The sequence below is a fragment of the Nocardia cerradoensis NBRC 101014 genome (genome assembly GCF_000308535.1).
GTDB lineage: Bacteria > Actinomycetota > Actinomycetes > Mycobacteriales > Mycobacteriaceae > Nocardia > Nocardia cerradoensis.
Window position 1 is genome coordinate 1 of the sequence record NZ_BAFW01000357.1, and the last position, 17,102, is coordinate 17,102.

Annotated in this window: 16 protein-coding genes; 12 read left to right on the forward strand and 4 right to left on the reverse strand. The window is 69.6% G+C overall.

All coding sequences use genetic code 11. From position 1 onward, the window contains the following. On the reverse strand, positions 1 to 3,286 hold a 3,286-nt coding region (locus ON23_RS30285; RefSeq protein WP_039782585.1), incomplete at its 3' end, for an nSTAND1 domain-containing NTPase. A gap of 107 nt (positions 3,287 to 3,393) precedes the next feature. Here ON23_RS30285 and ON23_RS30290 point away from each other — a divergent pair. The 4 genes from ON23_RS30290 (at position 3,394) to ON23_RS30305 (ending at position 6,318) form a co-directional block, all read left to right on the forward strand. Next, positions 3,394 to 3,822, forward strand: coding sequence for a DUF4231 domain-containing protein (locus ON23_RS30290; protein ID WP_083904338.1), 429 nt, complete (start codon positions 3,394 to 3,396; stop codon positions 3,820 to 3,822). Positions 3,823 to 3,947: 125 nt separating this feature from the next. Continuing rightward, complete coding sequence (locus tag ON23_RS30295) at positions 3,948 to 4,178, forward strand: hypothetical protein (RefSeq protein ID WP_094025025.1); 231 nt, start codon at positions 3,948 to 3,950, stop codon at positions 4,176 to 4,178. A 104-nt stretch (positions 4,179 to 4,282) separates the two neighbouring features. Then, positions 4,283 to 5,239, forward strand: a complete 957-nt coding sequence (locus tag ON23_RS30300; RefSeq protein ID WP_039782605.1) for a TIGR03564 family F420-dependent LLM class oxidoreductase — start codon at positions 4,283 to 4,285, stop codon at positions 5,237 to 5,239. Then, positions 5,236 to 6,318, forward strand: a complete 1,083-nt coding sequence (locus ON23_RS30305; protein ID WP_039782590.1) for a CaiB/BaiF CoA transferase family protein — start codon at positions 5,236 to 5,238, stop codon at positions 6,316 to 6,318. The genes ON23_RS30300 and ON23_RS30305 overlap by 4 nt, the downstream gene beginning before the upstream one ends. 160 nt (positions 6,319 to 6,478) lie before the next feature. On the opposite strand, the gene ON23_RS30310 is transcribed toward ON23_RS30305, so the two are convergent. Then, positions 6,479 to 7,525 (reverse strand): ferredoxin--NADP reductase, encoded by a 1,047-nt coding sequence (locus tag ON23_RS30310; RefSeq protein ID WP_039782592.1) that lies wholly within the window; start codon positions 7,523 to 7,525, stop codon positions 6,479 to 6,481. 73 nt (positions 7,526 to 7,598) lie between these two features. On the opposite strand from ON23_RS30310, the gene ON23_RS30315 reads away from it, so the two are divergent. Genes ON23_RS30315 through ON23_RS30335 form a run of 5 tightly spaced genes read left to right on the forward strand, consistent with a single transcriptional unit; the run spans position 7,599 to position 12,623 of the window. Beyond that, positions 7,599 to 9,002, forward strand: coding sequence for a class I adenylate-forming enzyme family protein (locus ON23_RS30315; RefSeq protein ID WP_039782593.1), 1,404 nt, complete (start codon positions 7,599 to 7,601; stop codon positions 9,000 to 9,002). Continuing rightward, positions 8,980 to 9,885, forward strand: coding sequence for an acyl-CoA dehydrogenase family protein (locus tag ON23_RS30320; protein WP_039782607.1), 906 nt, complete (start codon positions 8,980 to 8,982; stop codon positions 9,883 to 9,885). The genes ON23_RS30315 and ON23_RS30320 overlap by 23 nt, the downstream gene beginning before the upstream one ends. Then, positions 9,872 to 10,960 (forward strand): acyl-CoA dehydrogenase family protein, encoded by a 1,089-nt coding sequence (locus ON23_RS30325; protein WP_039782594.1) that lies wholly within the window; start codon positions 9,872 to 9,874, stop codon positions 10,958 to 10,960. The genes ON23_RS30320 and ON23_RS30325 overlap by 14 nt, the downstream gene beginning before the upstream one ends. Before the next feature lies 1 nt (position 10,961). Beyond that, positions 10,962 to 11,741: an enoyl-CoA hydratase/isomerase family protein gene (locus ON23_RS30330; protein WP_039782596.1), complete on the forward strand. Its 780-nt coding sequence runs from the start codon at positions 10,962 to 10,964 to the stop codon at positions 11,739 to 11,741. Positions 11,742 to 11,762: 21 nt separating this feature from the next. Then, positions 11,763 to 12,623, forward strand: coding sequence for an LLM class flavin-dependent oxidoreductase (locus tag ON23_RS30335; RefSeq protein WP_039782598.1), 861 nt, complete (start codon positions 11,763 to 11,765; stop codon positions 12,621 to 12,623). Between the two features lie 13 nt (positions 12,624 to 12,636). Here the strand turns inward: ON23_RS30335 and ON23_RS30340 are convergent, their stop codons facing one another. Together ON23_RS30340 and ON23_RS30345 are read right to left on the reverse strand one after the other, a co-directional pair. Then, the gene (locus tag ON23_RS30340) at positions 12,637 to 13,386 is read right to left on the reverse strand and encodes an SDR family NAD(P)-dependent oxidoreductase (RefSeq protein WP_039782599.1); all 750 of its coding nucleotides are present in this window, start codon (positions 13,384 to 13,386) and stop codon (positions 12,637 to 12,639) included. Continuing rightward, positions 13,383 to 14,147, reverse strand: coding sequence for an SDR family NAD(P)-dependent oxidoreductase (locus ON23_RS30345; RefSeq protein WP_039782600.1), 765 nt, complete (start codon positions 14,145 to 14,147; stop codon positions 13,383 to 13,385). The genes ON23_RS30340 and ON23_RS30345 overlap by 4 nt, the downstream gene beginning before the upstream one ends. A 53-nt stretch (positions 14,148 to 14,200) precedes the next feature. Here ON23_RS30345 and ON23_RS30350 point away from each other — a divergent pair, with 53 nt between their 5' ends. The 3 genes from ON23_RS30350 to ON23_RS30360 all read left to right on the forward strand — a co-directional run. Further along, positions 14,201 to 15,637 (forward strand): class I adenylate-forming enzyme family protein, encoded by a 1,437-nt coding sequence (locus ON23_RS30350; RefSeq protein ID WP_039782602.1) that lies wholly within the window; start codon positions 14,201 to 14,203, stop codon positions 15,635 to 15,637. Further along, positions 15,630 to 16,775: a thiolase family protein gene (locus ON23_RS30355; protein ID WP_039782603.1), complete on the forward strand. Its 1,146-nt coding sequence runs from the start codon at positions 15,630 to 15,632 to the stop codon at positions 16,773 to 16,775. Before ON23_RS30350 ends, ON23_RS30355 begins: the two co-directional genes overlap by 8 nt. Next, positions 16,772 to 17,102, forward strand: a 331-nt coding sequence (locus tag ON23_RS30360; protein WP_039782604.1) for an AAA family ATPase, incomplete at its 3' end; no start/stop codon positions are given. The genes ON23_RS30355 and ON23_RS30360, both read left to right, overlap by 4 nt.

A 17,102-nucleotide genomic window follows, 5' to 3' on the forward strand; every position in this document is an offset into this window, starting at 1 on the left:
CCCGGACACTGCGCGAGTCCGCGTCCCAGAGCCGGATGACGTCGTCGCGGCCGCTGACGGCGACCCATCGTCCGTCGGGGTCGATGACGCGGAGGCCGAACGCGTCCGCGACCGAAATAGTCTGTGCGCCACCGTCGGTGGTGTCCCAGTGGCGGAGCACCCCGGCCGCGTCGCTGTCGACCCACCGGCCGTCCGGACCGATCGTGACGACGTCGATGGCGTCGCGCCCGGTCTGAGCCATATGGCTGACGGCCCCGGACCCGGTGTCCCACAGCGCGACCGCGCCGACGGTGTCACCGGTGGCCAGTCGTCGCCCGTCCGGCGTCACACTCACGGCACGGACGGCGTGGCTGCCGGTGTCGCTCGTCCGGACGATGTCGCCGGTGACGGTGTCCCAGATTCGGGCCGAACCGTCGACCCGGCCGCTCCCCACCCACCGGCCGTCCGGACTCAGGGCCACCGCCGTCGTGTCGTGGCCCGTGGAGTCGGGCATGTCCACGAGGGCATCGGAGTCGGTATTCCACACGCGTACGACACCGAGGTCGGTGTTCGCGGCGACGCGGCGCCCGTCCGCGCTGATCGCCACCTCGCCGACGGTCGACAGGTGACCGGACGCCGATCGGACAGTGCCGGTTGTCGTGTCCCACAGGCGCAATGGGCCGTCGAGCGCGCCGGTCGCCGCCCAGCGTCCGTCCGGACTCAACGCGAGGGAGGTCACCTCGCTTTTCCCCGGCATCCCGATCTTGCGCGCCGCACCGGTGACGGTGTCCCACACGATCAGTTGGTCGGTGTGGGTGGCCGCGACAACCCATCGTCCGTCGGCGCCGACGGCAACCGCTCCGGGCAATCCGGCACAGACCCGGGGCACGGGCGGAGAGGGGACGCGGCACGGCTGCTCGGTGGAGCCGGGGGCCGGGGCGATGTCGGGCACGGTGCGGAGGGTTCCGGAGGCGTTGTCCCACAGGGTGATCGAGCCCAGTAGCTCGCTGGTCGCCACCCATCGACTGTCCGGACTCATCGCCAGCCGTGCGCCGGGCACGGCGTCGCCGAAGATCTTGGTGATCGAACGGGCCTGATACTGGGCCGCCACCAGAGCGGATGCGGCAGTGCCGGGGGACAGGCGGTTGGCCGCGAGAATCTGCCACAGCGCCCGCCGATCCCCGCCCGGTAGTGCCCGGGTGGTGAGTTGCTGCTCGGCCTGGGTGACCAGGCGGGCCGCGAGACTGTCGTCGGCAGCCCGTGCGGCCCGCTTACTCTCGGCCGTCGCCCGGTACACGCCGATTCCGGCGAGACCCGCGCCGAACAAGGCGACCACGACCAGCGCGACGAGCATCCGCGCCCGGGCCCGCAGTGCGTCGGCCCGCTGCCGGACGATGCGTAATTCGGCTTCGCGCCTGGCGATCTCGTCTTCCAGCCGCGCGTTCTCCCGGCGCCGAGCCGCTGCCAGAAACTCGCGGGCCGGCGCGGTCCGTTCGCGAAAGCCGGGCGTTTGCGCCAGCTGTTCCGCTTCGGCCAGACGCGGACCGGTCAGTAGCCACGCGTCGTTGCGGCCTTGTCGAATCCACTCCGCGTTGGCGCGCTCCAGACTGTCGGCGGTGCGGAGTTCGTCGGCCTGTTCGCTCAGCCATCCGGCGAGTTCACCCCATTGCCGCAGCAGGCTTTCCAGAGCCACCTCGACCGTGGTCTCCCCGCCGCCGTCGTCCTTGACGAGCAATCGGCGATCGACCAGTTCGTCGATCAGGGGGCGCGCGGCCTCGGGCAGTTCGTCCCAGCGAGCGATTCGCCGCACCGGTTGATCGGCGTCGGCGCTGATTCCGGCGAGATGGGGAATGAACGCCGTGCGCAGAATGTCGAGCTGTTCGCGTCGCCGCTTCGGATCGGCCGAGAGTACGCTGTCGATTTCGCTCTGCACGACTTGGCGCAGGCCGCCGAGCGACCGATAGTCGGCCGAGGTCAGAAGGCCCGTGCCGGCGTAGTCCTCGTGCAGCCGAGCCAGGGTGAGCGCCAGCAGCGGCAGCGTGTCCGATCCTTCGGCACTGTCGGCGAGCAGGTAGTCGACCAGGTCAGGAGCGAGCTCGAGCCGGGTGCCCGCCCGCGTGGCGCGGGTGGCGGGGCCGGTGATCACCTCGCCGAATCGGGCGTGCGCCATGGGGGCGAGGCCGAATTCGACGATATCGGTCGCGTTCAACTGCGGCGCGGTCTGCAGCAGGTGATAGCGATCGGTGCGTACGGTCATCGCCACGATCAATTGCGTGTGGGCGGTGAGCAACCGCGCGACGAGGGCCAGCGTGCGGCCGCCGTCGACGTCGGGCAGCAGCAACTCCTCGGCCTGATCGATCGGCAGTACGAGGGTGGGCGGCGCCGGATCGGTGAGATCGCGCCGCATCGCCTGCTGCTGCAACTCGGTCAGCAGCCGCGACACGGCGGCCGGGTCGTCGCGAACCGCGGCCTTGATCGTGCCGAGCGGCGGCGTGGGCAGTCCGAAGCGCACCCGGGTGGCGTGTATCGAGGCGGCGATGCCCCGGGGACCGGTCAGTGGATCACGTTCGGGCCGAACGAGTTCCAGCACCAGGAAGCGGCGATCCTCACGCGCGAGTCGCGGCAGCAGTCCGGCCCGCAGGAACGACGACTTGCCGGACCCGGACGGACCGAGTATCGCGAACAGTGCGGCGGTCCCCGCGGCGCGCAGCCCGCGTAAACGGTTGAGGCCCTGCAGGATTTGGGTGTCACGGCCGAAATACACCGCGGCGTCGACGTCGTCGAACGGATTCCACCCGCGATAGGGAGAGCGGCCCGGATCGTTGTCCGGCGGCCAGGCGAAAGTCTCCGCGCCGATGCTCGCCTCGCGCAGACCGATGAGCAGCCGGTGCAGTCCGTCGGTGTTCAACAGCACCGGCTCGGCGAATCCCTCGACGGTGATCGCGGTCGCCGGATCACCGAACAGATTGCACGCCTGCCATTCTCGGGTGATGTCCTCGCCATGGGGAATCGGCTCGAGCCGCACCGGCAGGATTCGCTTCCCGAGAGTTTCCGCGGTGCGGTACTCCACGACGCATTCGCGCAGGCTGAGCCATCGCTGTGACACCACGCAGATAACCGCTTCGCATCGGGCGTTCGCCCGCGCCAGCGCATCCTTCCACCGGGTGCCGACGGGGATCCCGCCCATCCGCTCCCGGTCGAGGAAGATCTCCCCCTCCAGCTCCGGTCGCTGCGCGATCAGCCAGGTCTTGATCGCCAGCGCCTGAGCTGTTTCGGCACCCGCGTGGCTGATGAAAACTCTCCCCACGACGAGATCATAGGCACCGTCGCGCGCGTGGGTCGCGGTATCGCCTTCCGCGCCTTGGTTTCTGCGCCGCCGGTACGGGGGCCTCGACTTCGTGCTACAAGTGGTCCGTGGTGGAGGACAGTGCGCCCGCCGACCCGGTGTGGCAGCGGCTCGAGGACCAATCGCGGTGGTACAGCGCCAAGAGCAGACAGGCGCAGCATGCTCACAAGCGCGTGAAGTTCGGGCAGATCGCGGTGGGGGCGACCGTGCCGGTGCTGGCGGCGGTCAGTGGCGTGCCGGGATGGCTGACGGCGGCGGTGGCCGCGTCGGTGGTCGTCGCCGAGGGGGCTCAGCAACTGTTCCAGTGGCAGAACAACTGGCTGTCGTACCGGACGACAGCCGAGTCGTTGAAGCGCGAGCGCTTCCTGTACATCGCCGAGGCCGGCCCCTACAGCGGTGCGGACCGGCGGCGCGTGCTCGCCGAGCGGATCGAGAACATCGCTGCGGGGGAAGCTGTCGAATGGTCGACGCGGCACATGCCCAGTGACCGAACATGAATCGCGGTTGATCACGTAACCGAATGGCGATGAGCGTCGATGAATCGGGTATTGCGGATCCAGAGTGATCGACGGTCCGCGCGATATCCGTGGGGCGGATTCATGCTCTCGGACGGGAGGACGCCATGGTGCTGTATCTGATGCTCGTTCTCGTGGCCACGGTCGCCACCGCGGCGTTGACGGCGCACGGCACCCTGGACGGGACGCGTCGCCCGGGACGGGCGGTTCCCGAGCGCCGGGCGGCGGCGCGGGAACGCCTTTCGGCGCCCGCGCGAACCCGTGTCGCGGGCGGGGACCTGGTGCGTGTCCGCAGCTGCCGTTCCCTGGGGGGAAGCCCGGTCGCACGCCGCTCGTAAACATGCGGGCCCGCTGGCGGTATTGGCATTCTCTTTTTTCGCAAGTACCGTATTCACCAGTGGGTGACGCGGTCGCCCGGCGTAGCGGCGGGTTGGAGGTCTTCGTGCGTGTCGGAGTGATGATCGGACCGGAGAAGGGGGATTCCGCGCGCAAGCTGAGCCGGATGCTCGACGACATCGCCTGGGCCGAGGACGCCGGGCTCGACACCGCGTGGATTCCGCAGATCCCCAGCGATTTCGACGCGCTGATCACGATCGCGGCAATGGGATTGCGGACTCGCCGCATCGAATTGGGGACCGCCGTGGTGCCGCTGCAGGCGCAGCATCCGATCGCGCTGGCCCGCCAGGCGTTGTCCGTGCAGGCCGCCGCGGGTGGGCGGCTCGCGCTGGGGGTGGGTCCCTCGCATCACTGGATCGTGCGCGACATGCTCGGCTTACCGTACGAGCGCCCGGCGGCCTACACCCGTGACTATCTGGATGTACTGGCTGCGGGACTGACCGGTCCGGGCGCTGTCGACGTGGAGAACGACACGTTCACCGTGCACAATCCGCTCGATCTGGGCCCGGTCGCCCCGGTGCCGGTGCTGGTCGCCGCGCTCGGACCGGTGATGTTGCGTATCGCGGGAGAGCGGGCCGACGGAACGATTCTGTGGATGGCCGACGAACGCGCGATCGCCGACCATGTGACGCCCAAGATCACCGAGGCCGCCGCCGACGCGGGCCGGAAACCGCCGCGCATCGTGGCCGGTCTGCCGGTCTGCCTGTGCCGGGCCGGAGAGATCGACGAGGCGAAGGCGCGGGCCAACCGCATCCTCGGCGAAGCGGAGATCTCGCCCAACTATCAGCGCCTGCTCGAACAGGGGAACGCCCGCGACGTCGGCGACATTTGCGTCGCCGGTGACGAGGCCGCCATCGCCGCCGGATTGCGTCGATTCGCGGAGGCGGGCGCCACCGATGTCTCGATCCGGCTGCTGCCGATCGGCGACAGCCGCGACGAACTGATCGCATCGAAGCGCCGCACCCGGGAGATGATCGCGGACCTGGCCCGGGAATTACGATGAGCACCCATGCTTCTCCGGACCCCGGCTCCGCCGGCCCGCTGGCGGGGATTCGCATTCTCGAGGTCGGCACCATGCTCGCCGGTCCGTACGCGACGATGATGCTCGCGGACCTGGGCGCCGAGGTCACCAAGCTGGAACCGGCCGGCGGCGACATCTCCCGGCAGGTCGGCGACAGCTACTTCGCGAGCCTGAACCGCGGCAAACGCAGTGTCCGGCTCGATCCCGGCAGTGTCGAAGGCAGGGCGCGCCTGGGCGAGCTGGTCGCGAATTCGCATGCGCTACTGGTGAATTTGAAACCGTCCGCGATCCACCGGCTCGGTCTGACCTATGCGTCGCTGCGGGAATTCAACCCGGCCATCGTCTGTGTCGCGATCACCGGATTCGGCCTCTACGGCGGCGACGATCCGGCCTTCGACTACATCGTGCAGGCCGCCACAGGGGTCGCGGCGCTCACCGGCGATCCGGCCGGACCGCCGACCCTGCCCGGCTATTCCTCCGCCGACAACTCCACCGGCCTGACCGCGGCGCTGGGTCTGCTCGCGCAGATCGTATCTAGACGCGGCGGTCAGGTGGACGTCTGCCTGCGCGATGTGATGTTGTCGCAGTTGAACTATCACGCGGCGGCCTATCTCAACGAGGGGAGGCGCCCGCAGCGGCGACCGTTCGGCGCGCATTCGTATTATGTTCCGGCGCAGCTTTTTCCGACCGCCGACGGTTACCTCGCATTGTTCGTCACACACGATCGCTTCTGGAAGGCCTTCGCCGCCGAGGCCGGGGTGACGGGGTTCGACACCATGGCCGAACGCGTATCCCGCCGAGCCGAGGTGCTCGCCGTCGTGACCGCCGCGCTGGCCCGCGACGATGCCCGGGGCTGGGAGGTGCGACTGCGCCCGCTGGGCATTCCCGCCGCGGCGGTGCGCACGCTGCCCGAGGCGCTCGACGCCACTCCCGAAGTCGTGGCCGAGGCCGGAGCGTACCGCTTGGTGGCCTCGCCGATTCGAATCGACGGTTACACACCGGAATACGGGCCGCCGCCTCAGCTGGGTGAACACGATAGTCAGGAGCCGGTGCCGCAGTGAGTCGCCAGGGTGCCGACCGGTAATCGGCCTCATCGCTGCTCGCTCGCTCGCGAGATAGGCGCAGCAGCGGATGGAGAAACCAGCCGCTGCACCGTCGACACGATCGTGACCGGGCGGCAACCGCGGCGGCCGGCAAGCGGCGACCGCCGGCGTCGGCCGCTCATTCGTAATGCACGGTCACCGACTCGGTATCCGGTACCGCTTGGCAGGTGAGGACGTAACCGTCCTCGACCTCGTCGTCGGCGAGGGCGTCGTTCACCCGCATCGTGGCGCTGCCCTCGCTGAGCCGGGCCATACAGGTGGCGCAGTTACCGGATTCGCAGGAGAACGGCGGGGTCAGGCCCGCGCGGCGGGCACTTTCCAGCAGCGTCTCGCCGGCGTGGCGCTGGACCGTGGCCTTCTTGCGGTTGAGGAAGATCGTGACGGTGCCCCCGGCGGTGCCGGATTCGGTTGCGGGCGTGGCTGTCTCGGGGGTCGTCACGGGTACCGGCGCGATCGCCGAGTCGGCGAGTTCGGGAACCGGTGCGCCGAAGCGTTCGCTGAAGATCATCCCCGGGCCGGGAAGCGCCCCCTCCACCATTTCCATGAACGTCTCCGGTCCGCACACATAGCTGTCGGCGTGACCGTCCGCGCCGACGAACTCACGCACCGCTGCCGGATGGAGTAGTCCGGCCGCGTTGTCGAGATGCCGGACCACCTGCAGCCGGCCGCGATAGCGCTCCGCCAGCTCGAGTAGCGTGGTGCCGAAGATGACCGAGTCGGCGTCGCGGTCGGCGCACAGCAACCGCACCTGCCGCGCGGTGGTGGCCAGCGCGCTCTTGGCCAGCGACAACACCGGCGTGATCCCGCTACCGCCGCTGAAGCCCAGGAGCGGAACCTCGGTGTCGCGCAGGCAGAATCGGCCGGCGGGGCGGCCCATGTCGATCTCGTCGCCCTCGGACACGTTGTCCAGCAACCAGTTCGAGACCTTGCCACCGGGAACCCGTTTGACCGTGGTCATCAGTTCGGCGTCGGTTTCCGGTGCGCTGGACATCGAATAGGACCGGTACAGCTCGGTGCCGTTGACCCGGACCCGGAAGGTGCAGAACTGTCCGGCGCGATAGGTGAGCGGGCCGTCGTGCGGGGCCAGCACGAAGGTTCGCGCATCGGCGCACTCCTTCACGATCCGGGTCACGGTCGCGGGCCGGAACATCGGGGGACTCGCCATGGAACGCCTCTCCTGGTATTAAGATTCTTATACAAAGAGAATAGCGTTCTCCTGAACGAGATGGGATTTTCTCATGACCGAGCCGACGGCGATCGTGTTCGACGATCGGCGCTACAGCCTGGCGCAGCTCGACGCGCTGGCCGGCGGACTGGCGCGGACGCTGCGCGATCGCGGCGTCCGGGCGGGCAGCCGGATCGCCGTGATGTCGTCCAATCGCCCGGAATTCGTCCTCGCGGTGCTGGCCGCGTGGAAGCTCGGCGCGGCCGTGGTGCTGCTGAGCCCGGCGTGGCGGCGAGCCGAGGCCGAGCACGCGCTCGCGATCACCACCCCGGGATTCGCGGTCGGCGACCATCCGGTACTGGCGGAACTGATGCCCATGCTCGATCTCGGCGAGCCGATCACGCCCAGCCGGGAAGAATTCGACCCGCCGGATCCGGAATCGGATGCGGTGCTGGTGTTCAGTTCCGGCACCACCGGCTTGCCGAAGGCGGTACGCCACACCCACGCCTCGTTCGACGCCGCCGTGCGCGACTGGCAGCAGGTGCTCGAGCTGGGGAGCGACGACCGAATCCAGATACTGACCCCAACGTCCCATATCCTCGGTCTGCTCAACATCGTCACCGCGCTGCGCGTCGGCGCCTGGATGCGGTTGCATCGCCGCTTCGATCCGGAGTCGATGCTGCGCAGTATCGAACGCGACCGGATCACCGTGGAAATGGCGGTGGCGCCGATCGCATTGGCCATCGCCTCGCATCCGGATCTGGAATCGTTCGACCTGTCCTCGCTGCGCTACATCATGTGGGGCGCCACGCCGGTGACGGTGAGCGTGGCCGAAACCGTCACCCGCCGCACGGGCGTGCGCTGGCTGCCCGCCTACGGCGCCACCGAACTGCCGGTGCTGGCCTGCAATCCGATCGAGGGCGCCCGGCTGGACACCGTGGGACGGGCCGCGCCCGGGGTGTGTCTGCGGACGGCGTCGCTCGACGACGGAAAACCGTTGCCGCCCGGGGAGATCGGGGAGATTCAGGCGCGGTCCCCGTCGCTGATGGCGGGGTATCTGCCCGACGGCGCCGACGCCGGAGCCGTGGTGGACGGCTGGTATCGCACCGGTGACGTCGGCTGGATCGACACCGACGGCTGGGTCCGCATCACCGACCGGGTGAAGGAGATGATCAAGGTCCGCGGCTTCCAGGTCGCACCCGCCGAAATCGAATCCGTCCTGCACGGGCATCCTGCGGTCGCCGATTGCGCGGTCTTCGGCGTGGCCGACGGCACCGATGGCGAGGCGATCGTCGCCGCGGTGGCGGCCGCCGCGCCGGTCACCGCGGAGGAGTTGTCCGCGCTGGTCGCCGATCGCCTGGCCGGATACAAGCGGTTGCGCCGGGTGGTCTTCGTCGCGGAAATTCCGCGCCTGCCGTCCGGCAAGGTGCTGCGCCGAGTTCTCGAGGAGCGCTATGGACGTCCGTCTGACCAGTGAACAGCGCCAATTGCGTGATGCCGCGGCGAAATTGGCCGACGATCTGGGCCCCGGCTCGGTGGCGGAGCTGGCCGATCGGGAGCGGATCACGCGGCTGGACAAGACCGTCGAGCTGACCGGTTGGCGAGCCCTGCGCTCCGACGGCGCGTCGGGTGTGGAAGTGGCGCTGGTGGCCGAGGAGTTCGCGCGCGGACTGGTCGATGTGGCGTTCCTGGGACCGGTGCTGGCCGACGACCTGCGCGGTCACCCCGCCGGAGACGAGGGGCGCTGGACACTGGGGGTACGTGGCCGTGCCGTCGACGCGGCCGGATGTGACCGGGCGGTGGTGCTCGCCGACGGTCAGGTGCTGGCGGGCCGGCTGGGGTCCGCCGCACCGCTGGCGGATCCGACCCGGACGGCGGCCGACCTCGACGGCCGGCTCGAATACATCGGGGAACTGTCGGCCGATCAGGCGTCGCAATGGTTCGCGCTCGCGCTGGTCGGCACCACCGCGGATGTGCTGGGCGCGGCCCGGGGCGCGCAGCGGCTGGCCGTCGACTACGCGAAAGTCCGTGCGCAGTACGGCAAGACGATCGGCTCCTACCAAGCCGTCGCGCACCTGCTCGCCGAATCGCAGGCGCTGATCGAAGGGTCGGTCAGTGTGCTGCGCTACGCGGCCTGGGGTGTGGACGAACTGGCACCCGACGAGGCGGTGCGTGCCGCCCGCATCGCCAAGATCTACTGTGCCCGCGCCGCGCGCACCGTCTGCGAAACCGCCATCCAGGTGCACGGCGGCATCGGCAACACCTGGGAATGCCTGGCGCACATCTATCTTCGCCGCGTCCTGGTCTCGACCGAACTGTTTCCCGTCCGTCTGGAGGAGATCGCCCGTGGACTTTCGTGACTCACCGGCCGAGGCCGAATTCCGGGATCGGTTGCGCCGCTGGCTGTCCGAGGTCGCCGGCGACTTCCCGACCTCCGGGGACGAATACTGGGCCCGCCAGGGCGAGTGGCATCGCGCTCTGTACGAGGCCGGCTTCTTCGGCTCGTCGTGGCCGAAGGAGTTCGGCGGACACGATCTGCCGCCGGTCTACGACGTGATCGTCGACGAGGAACTGGCCCGCGCGGGCGCCCCGCCCCGGCCGAGTCTGGGCTATCTGATCCAGGGGCTGGGCCGCCACGGCAGCAAGGAACTGCAACAGCGATTCCTGCCCGGCATGATCGACGGCACCGAACGCTGGTGCCAGGGCTTCAGCGAACCGGGCGCCGGATCGGACCTCGCCGCACTCACCACCACCGCCACCCTCGACGGCGACCACTACGTGATCCACGGCCACAAGATCTGGACCAGCTACTCCGATATCGCGGACTGGTGTCTGCTACTGGCTCGCACCGATCCGCAAGCGCCTCGGCACCGAGGGATTTCGGCCTTCATCGTGTCGATGAAGCAGCCGGGGGTGCAGCAGCGGCCGCTGCGCATGATCAGCGGTATCACCACCGAATTCGGACAGGTCGGTTTCGACGGCGCCACCGTGCCCGCCGACCGGATGGTCGGCGCACCGGGTGAGGGCTGGAAGCTGGCGATGACCGTGGTCGGTCACGAACGGGAACCGTCGACACTCGGTTATTCGGCCCGCTACGCCAAGACGGTGCGCGTGCTGGCCGACCGCGTCGACGGGCCGATGCCCGACGAATTGACCTGGGCGGCAGTGCAATCGGAGATGCTGCGGCTGCATGTGCGGCGGCGTCTGTCCGAACAGCTGGACGGCGTCTCGCACGGCCCCGACGGCTCACTCGACAAACTGCTCATGACCTGGGTGGATCAGGCCGTCGGTCATGCCGCGCTGAGCGTCGCCGGCACCGACGACGCCGATATGTTCGGCACCTACCTCTACAGCCGCGCCCAGAGCGTCATGGGCGGCACCTCGCAGATTCAGAAGAACATCATCGCCGCCCGCATACTCGGATTGGGAGCCTGACATGTACGACCTGCCCGCCGAAGTCGACGTCCGGGCCGAGGGCCCGATTCGCATCATCACCCTGAACCGTCCCGACGCGCTCAACGCCGTCGACGACGCGCTGCACACCGGGCTGGCCCGGCTGTGGCCGCGGCTCGGCGAGGACCGGGAGGCCCGCGTCGCGGTGCTCACCGGCGCCGGGCGCGCCTTCTCCGCCGGCGGCGATTTCGCCTACCTCGGCGAACTGAGCCGCGACGCCGAGTTGCGCGCGAAAACCATTGCGCACGGCCGCGATATCGTGCTCGGAATGGCGCGATGCCGGGTGCCGATCGTGGCCGCCGTGAACGGGCCCGCCGTCGGTTTGGGCTGCAGCCTGGTCGCCCTCAGCGATATCGTCTACATCGCCGAACAGGCCTATCTGGCCGATCCGCACGTGCAGGTGGGCCTGGTGGCCGCCGACGGCGGCCCGCTGACCTGGCCGCTGCACACCAGCCTGTTGCTGGCCAAGGAGTACGCGCTGACCGGCGACCGGATCCCCGCCGAGCGGGCGCGGGAAATGGGCTTGGTCAATCACGTGGTCGCCGATCCGGTCGCCGAGGCACGCGCCTGCGCCGAGCGGATCCTCCGGTTGCCCAGGCAGGCAGTCGAATCCACCAAACGGATCCTGAATCTGCAACTCGAGCGGGCGGTGCTGGCCACCCTCGACTTCGCGCTCACCGCCGAGGATCTGACCTTCCAATCGGAGGATCTGCGCGCGAATCTGGCCCGGTTGTCGGCGCCGAAGAACGGCGCGAAGAAGTAGTCGTCCAGGAGGTGGGCAGAGATGGGTGGGCCGCAGTGGTATCTGTTCCTGCCGCAGATCCGGCTCGATATGGGCGACATCGTGGCCCGGGCCCGGGCGGCCGAGGCCGGCGGATTCGACGGTATCGCCTTCATCGATCATCTGCGGGCGCCCGGCGCCGAACAGCAGCCGCTGTGGGAGGCGATGACCGTGGCCGCCTGGGTGGCCGCGCGCACCGAACGGTTGCGTATCGGCCACCTGGTGCTCTGCGACTCGCTGCGCCATCCCGCGCTGCTGGCGAAGCAGGCGGTGGCGCTGCAGGAGGCCAGCGGTGGCCGGTTCGAACTCGGGCTCGGTTCGGGCTCGGTGCCGACGGAACTGGCCGATTTCGACATCAGCCACGAGGACGGCCCCGCCCGCCGGGCCCGGCTGGCACGCACATTGGCGCTGCTGCCGCGATATTGGGCGGGTGCGGGAGAACTCGCCCTGGCACCCGCGCCGACCTCGCGGATCCCGATCGTTATCGGCGGGTCAGGGCCCGCCACCATGGCGCTGGTGCGCCGCTATGCGGACTGGTGGAACCTGCCGGCGAACCACCTGGACCGGCTGCCACGACTGCGGGCGAAGGCGGGATCGGCGCGCGTATCCACCCAGCAGCTGGTGGGTTTCGCAGGACGCGGTGCCGATCCCGACCAGGTGCGTGCGCTGAGCCTGCGCCGATTCGGTTATCTGGCAAGCGGTTTGGTGTGCGGAAACGCCGAGGAGCTGATCGCCCACTTCGCCGCGGCCGTCGAGCAGGGCGTCGAACGGTTCTACGTCTGGTTCACCGATTTCGCACAGCCGGACACTCTCGCCGAATTCGGTGCGGCGGTCATCGCTGCCCTGCGGGGCGCCCGGTCGTAGCGTCCGGAGGGCGCTACCGTTGTGCCAGAAGCACTTCCGACTGCTGGACCGATCCGGTGATGCCGCTCGCGTCCTGCCCGGCGAGCAGTACCGCGGCCTGCGCCATCGTTTCCGGTGGCTCGACCATCTCCGCCGGAATCCGCTGTCCGCCCCCGCCCGCCCGCCAGCCTTCGGTGAGCACCACCCGCGAGGGACACAGGCAGTTCACCGCGATATTGTCCGCACGCAGATCGGCCGCCAGGCCCAGATACATGCGTTCCACCGCGGCCTTGGATATCCAATAGGCGTTGGCGCCGCGCTCGAGCATGCCGACACCGGTGGTCGTGATGGCGATCATCGAACCGCCGCCGCGGGCGCGCAGCAGCGGAATCGCGGCCCGGGTGACATGGAAGACGCCGGTGAGGTTGACGTCCAGGCAGCGCTGCCAGCGCGCGTCCGAGGTCGATTCGATCGGGTTCAGTGCGAGTACCCCGGCATTCGCGACGACGATGTCGACTCCGCCGAATGCGGAAACCGTTGCCGCGAGGGCAGTGTCGACCGATTCGGCGTCGGTGACGTCGCACGCCACCGGCAGTGCCCGGCCGCCGGAGGCGGTGATGCGCTGCGCCACCGAGTGGATGGTGCCCGGTAGCCGTCCCGGTTCCCGCGAGCGGGCGGCGACGGCCACCTCGGCCCCCGCCGCCGCGAGACCGTGTGCGATCGCGGCGCCGATACCACGGCTGGCACCCGCCACGAACGCGACTTTGCCCGTCAGAGCGGTCATTTGGGCGGGAAGCGCAGCGCGCCGTCGAGGCGGATCACCTCACCGTTGAGGTAGTCGTTCTCCACGATGGACTGCACAAGTTGCGCGTATTCCGGGGAGCGGCCCATCCGCTTGGGATGCGGAACCTGTTTGCCCCAATAGGTTTCCAGCTGATCGGCGGCCTTACCGTAGGCCGGGGTGTTGAAGGTGCCTGGTGCGATGGTCACCACCCGGATACCCAGCGGCGACAGGTCGCGCGCGGCGACCAGCGTCATGCCGACCACGCCGCCCTTGGCCGCCGAATACGGCAATTGCCCGATCTGGCCCTCGTAGGCGGCGATCGAGGCCGTGTTCACGATGACACCGCGCCGGCCCTCCTCGCCCGGTTCGGACTGCGCGATCGCCGCGGCCGAGAGCCGCAGGACGTTGAATACGGCGGTGAGATAGAACTCGATCGTGGTGCGGAAGCCGTCGAGCGCGAGCGGGCTGCCGTCCTTGCCGACCAACCGGCCACCGCTGGCCGGCCCGCCGTGCGCATCCACCGAGATGCGCAGCGGGCCCAGCGATTGCGCCTCGGCGATCGCCGCCTGCACCGACTCCTCGCTGGTGGCGTCGGTGTGCACATAGCGGATACCGAGTTCGGCGGCCAGCTCCTTGCCCTTGTCGTCGGCGACGTCGGCCACCACCACCTTGGCTCCCGCGGCGTGCAGCCGCCGCACGGTCGCCTCACCCAGTCCGCCGGTTCCGCCCACCACGATCGCGGAGCTACCGCTGATCTCCATGACACTGCCCTCTCTTGAAATCAACACTCTCTTACTGAGAGAATAATGTTCTCATGAACATTAGCATGATCCTCGAGATGGCGGCCTCGGCCGGAAACCGGCCGGTGCTCACCGTCGACGGCCGATCCCTCACGGCGGCGCAACTGCTACGGCTGGCGCGCCGCGGGGCCGCGGACTTCGCCGACAGTTCGGCGGTGCTGTATCTGGGCGCGAACCACCTGGCCTATCCGGTGGCGCTGTTCGGCGCGGTCCTGGCCGCGGTGCCGTTCGTGCCGCTGAACTATCGGCTCGGCGAACATCAGCTGTCGGCACTGCTGGCACGGCATCCGGGTGCGCGGGTGCTGCGCCCCGAGGATCTGGACGCCCTGGTGGAAACCGATGCGGCACAGCCCGATCCGGAGCCGCAACCGGCGCCGTGGGACGGTGAGGCGGTGGCCGCGATCATCTACACCAGCGGCACCACCTCCGAACCCAAGGCGGCGCTGCTGCGGCACCGGCATCTGATGGCCTACCTGCTGAACACGATGGAATTCGGCGCGGCCGCGGAATCCGACGCAGCCCTGGTGTCGGTGCCGCCCTATCACATCGCCGGCCTCACCAACCTGCTGTCCAATCTCTACAGCGGCCGCCGGGTGGTGTATCTGCCGGCGTTCGATCCGCAGCGATGGCTGGACACCGTCCGGGCCGAACGGATCACGCACGCCATGCTGGTGCCGACGATGCTGGCCCGCATCGTCACCGCGGCCGGCGGTGCCGAGGCGGACACACCGACACTGGCGAGCCTGGCCTACGGCGGTTCGCGGATGCCGCGACCGGTGCTGGAGCGGGCGCTGGCGATGTTCCCCGCCACCGGCTTCGTCAATGCCTACGGCCTCACCGAAACCGCCTCCTCGGTGGCGGTGCTCGGCCCGGAGGATCACCGTGCCGCGCAGGCGTCGACCGATCCCGCGATCCGCGAGCGGCTGGGCTCCGTCGGCCGGGCGCTGCCCGGCGTCGAATTCGACATTCGCAGTGCCGCGGGGGAATCGCTGCCCATCGGGCAGACCGGTCTGGTGTTCGTGCGCGGCGAGCAGATCTCGGGGGAATACGGTGCGCGCACCGCACTCGACGCGGACGGCTGGTTCGGCACCCGCGATCTGGGCAGGCTGGACGACGACGGCTATCTATTCATCGAGGGCCGGGCCGACGACACCATCATTCGCGGCGGGGAGAACATCGCACCGGCCGAAATCGAGGACGTGCTCCTGACCCATCCCGGGATCAGCGAGGCCGCGGTGATCGGGGTGCCGGACCCGGAATGGGGACAGCGGCTCGTCGCGGTCGTGGTGGGCGCCGGCGATCCCGAGGAGATCAAGCGGTGGGTGCGGGAGCGGTTGCGGTCCTCGAAGACGCCCGACGCGATCGTGTTCCGCGCCGAACTGCCCAAGACCGAAACCGGAAAACTGTTGCGCCGTAACCTCGTCGCCGAATTGGAGAGCTCCCATGCCTGAAGCCGTCATCGTCTCCGCCGTGCGGACCCCCATCGGCACCGCGCGCAAGGGCACGCTGCGCGACACCAACGCCTTCGACCTCGCCCACCACGTGGTCGCGGCGGTCGCGCGCGATATCGATCCGGGCCGGGTGGACGACGTCGTCCTCGGCGAAGGCCGCTACGGCGGCGGGGTCCTGGCCCGCCACGCGGCGGTCACGGCGGGGCTCACCACGGTGCCGGGACTGGCCGCCAACCGGCACTGCGCGGCGGGAATGGCCGCGGTGCAGAGCGCGGCGGCCGGAATCCGCGCAGGGATGGACGAACTGGTCATCGCCGGTGGTGTGAATTCCGATTCCACCGGGCCGCGAGTGCGGTTCCGGGTCGGCGCCGACGAATGGATCGACCCATGGGTGTCGCCGTCGCATCCGAACCGCCCGGACGCGCCGAATCTGGACATGTCGATCACCGTCGGCTGGAACACCGCTGTCAAGGCGGGGATTTCGCGCGCGGAGATGGACGCCTGGGCCTTGCGTTCGCACCGCAACGCGATCGCGGCCATCGACGAGGGCCGGCTCGAGGAGGAGATCGTGCCGATCGAGACGCCGCACGGCGAATTCTCCGTCGACGAACATCCGCGCCGCGACACCAGCCTGGAACGCCTCGCGGGACTGAAGGTGCTGCATCCGGAGATCGAGGGGTTCTCCGTCACCGCGGGTAACGCCTCGGGCTCCAACGACGGCGCCGCCGCGCTGGCCATCGCCTCGGATCGGCTGGGACTGCCGGCGCTGGGTGTCATCCGCTCGTGGGCCTCGGTGGGTGTGGATCCGGCCGACACCGGCCTGGCACCGATCGAGGCGATCACCAAAGCGGTTGCGCGGGCGGGTATCTCACTGTCGGAGGTGAAGCTGATCGAAATCAACGAGGCCTTCGCCTCGGTCCCGCTGGCCGCGGTCAAGGCGCTGGACCTGGATCCCGAGCGGGTGAACTACAGCGGCAGCGGCTGTTCGCTGGGACATCCCGTGGCCGCCACCGGCGCGCGCATGATCGTCACCCTGGTTCACGAATTGCGCCGTCGCGGTGGCGGATTCGGTATCGCGGCGCTGTGCGCCGGCGGTGGAATGGGGTCGGCGACCGTCGTCGAGGTGCCCGCACCGTGACCACCGCCGGGCGGGAGGCCAAGCGGCTGCTCGCCGCCGCCCGGGACGGTTCCCTGCGAGCCACCGGGCGGCTGTTGAGCATGGTCGAAAACGGCAGCCGCGACGAGGTTCTCGCGCTGCTCGGTGCGGCCACTACGTCTCGGGTCCTCGGCGTGACCGGGCCGCCCGGCGCCGGAAAGTCGACCACGGTGGCGGCGCTGGTCGGCGCGTACCGGGCGCAGGGGGCGCGGGTCGCCGTCCTGGCGGTGGATCCGTCCTCGCCCTACAGCGGCGGCGCCCTGCTCGGTGACCGCATTCGGATGTCGGCCCACGTCGGTGACCCCGATG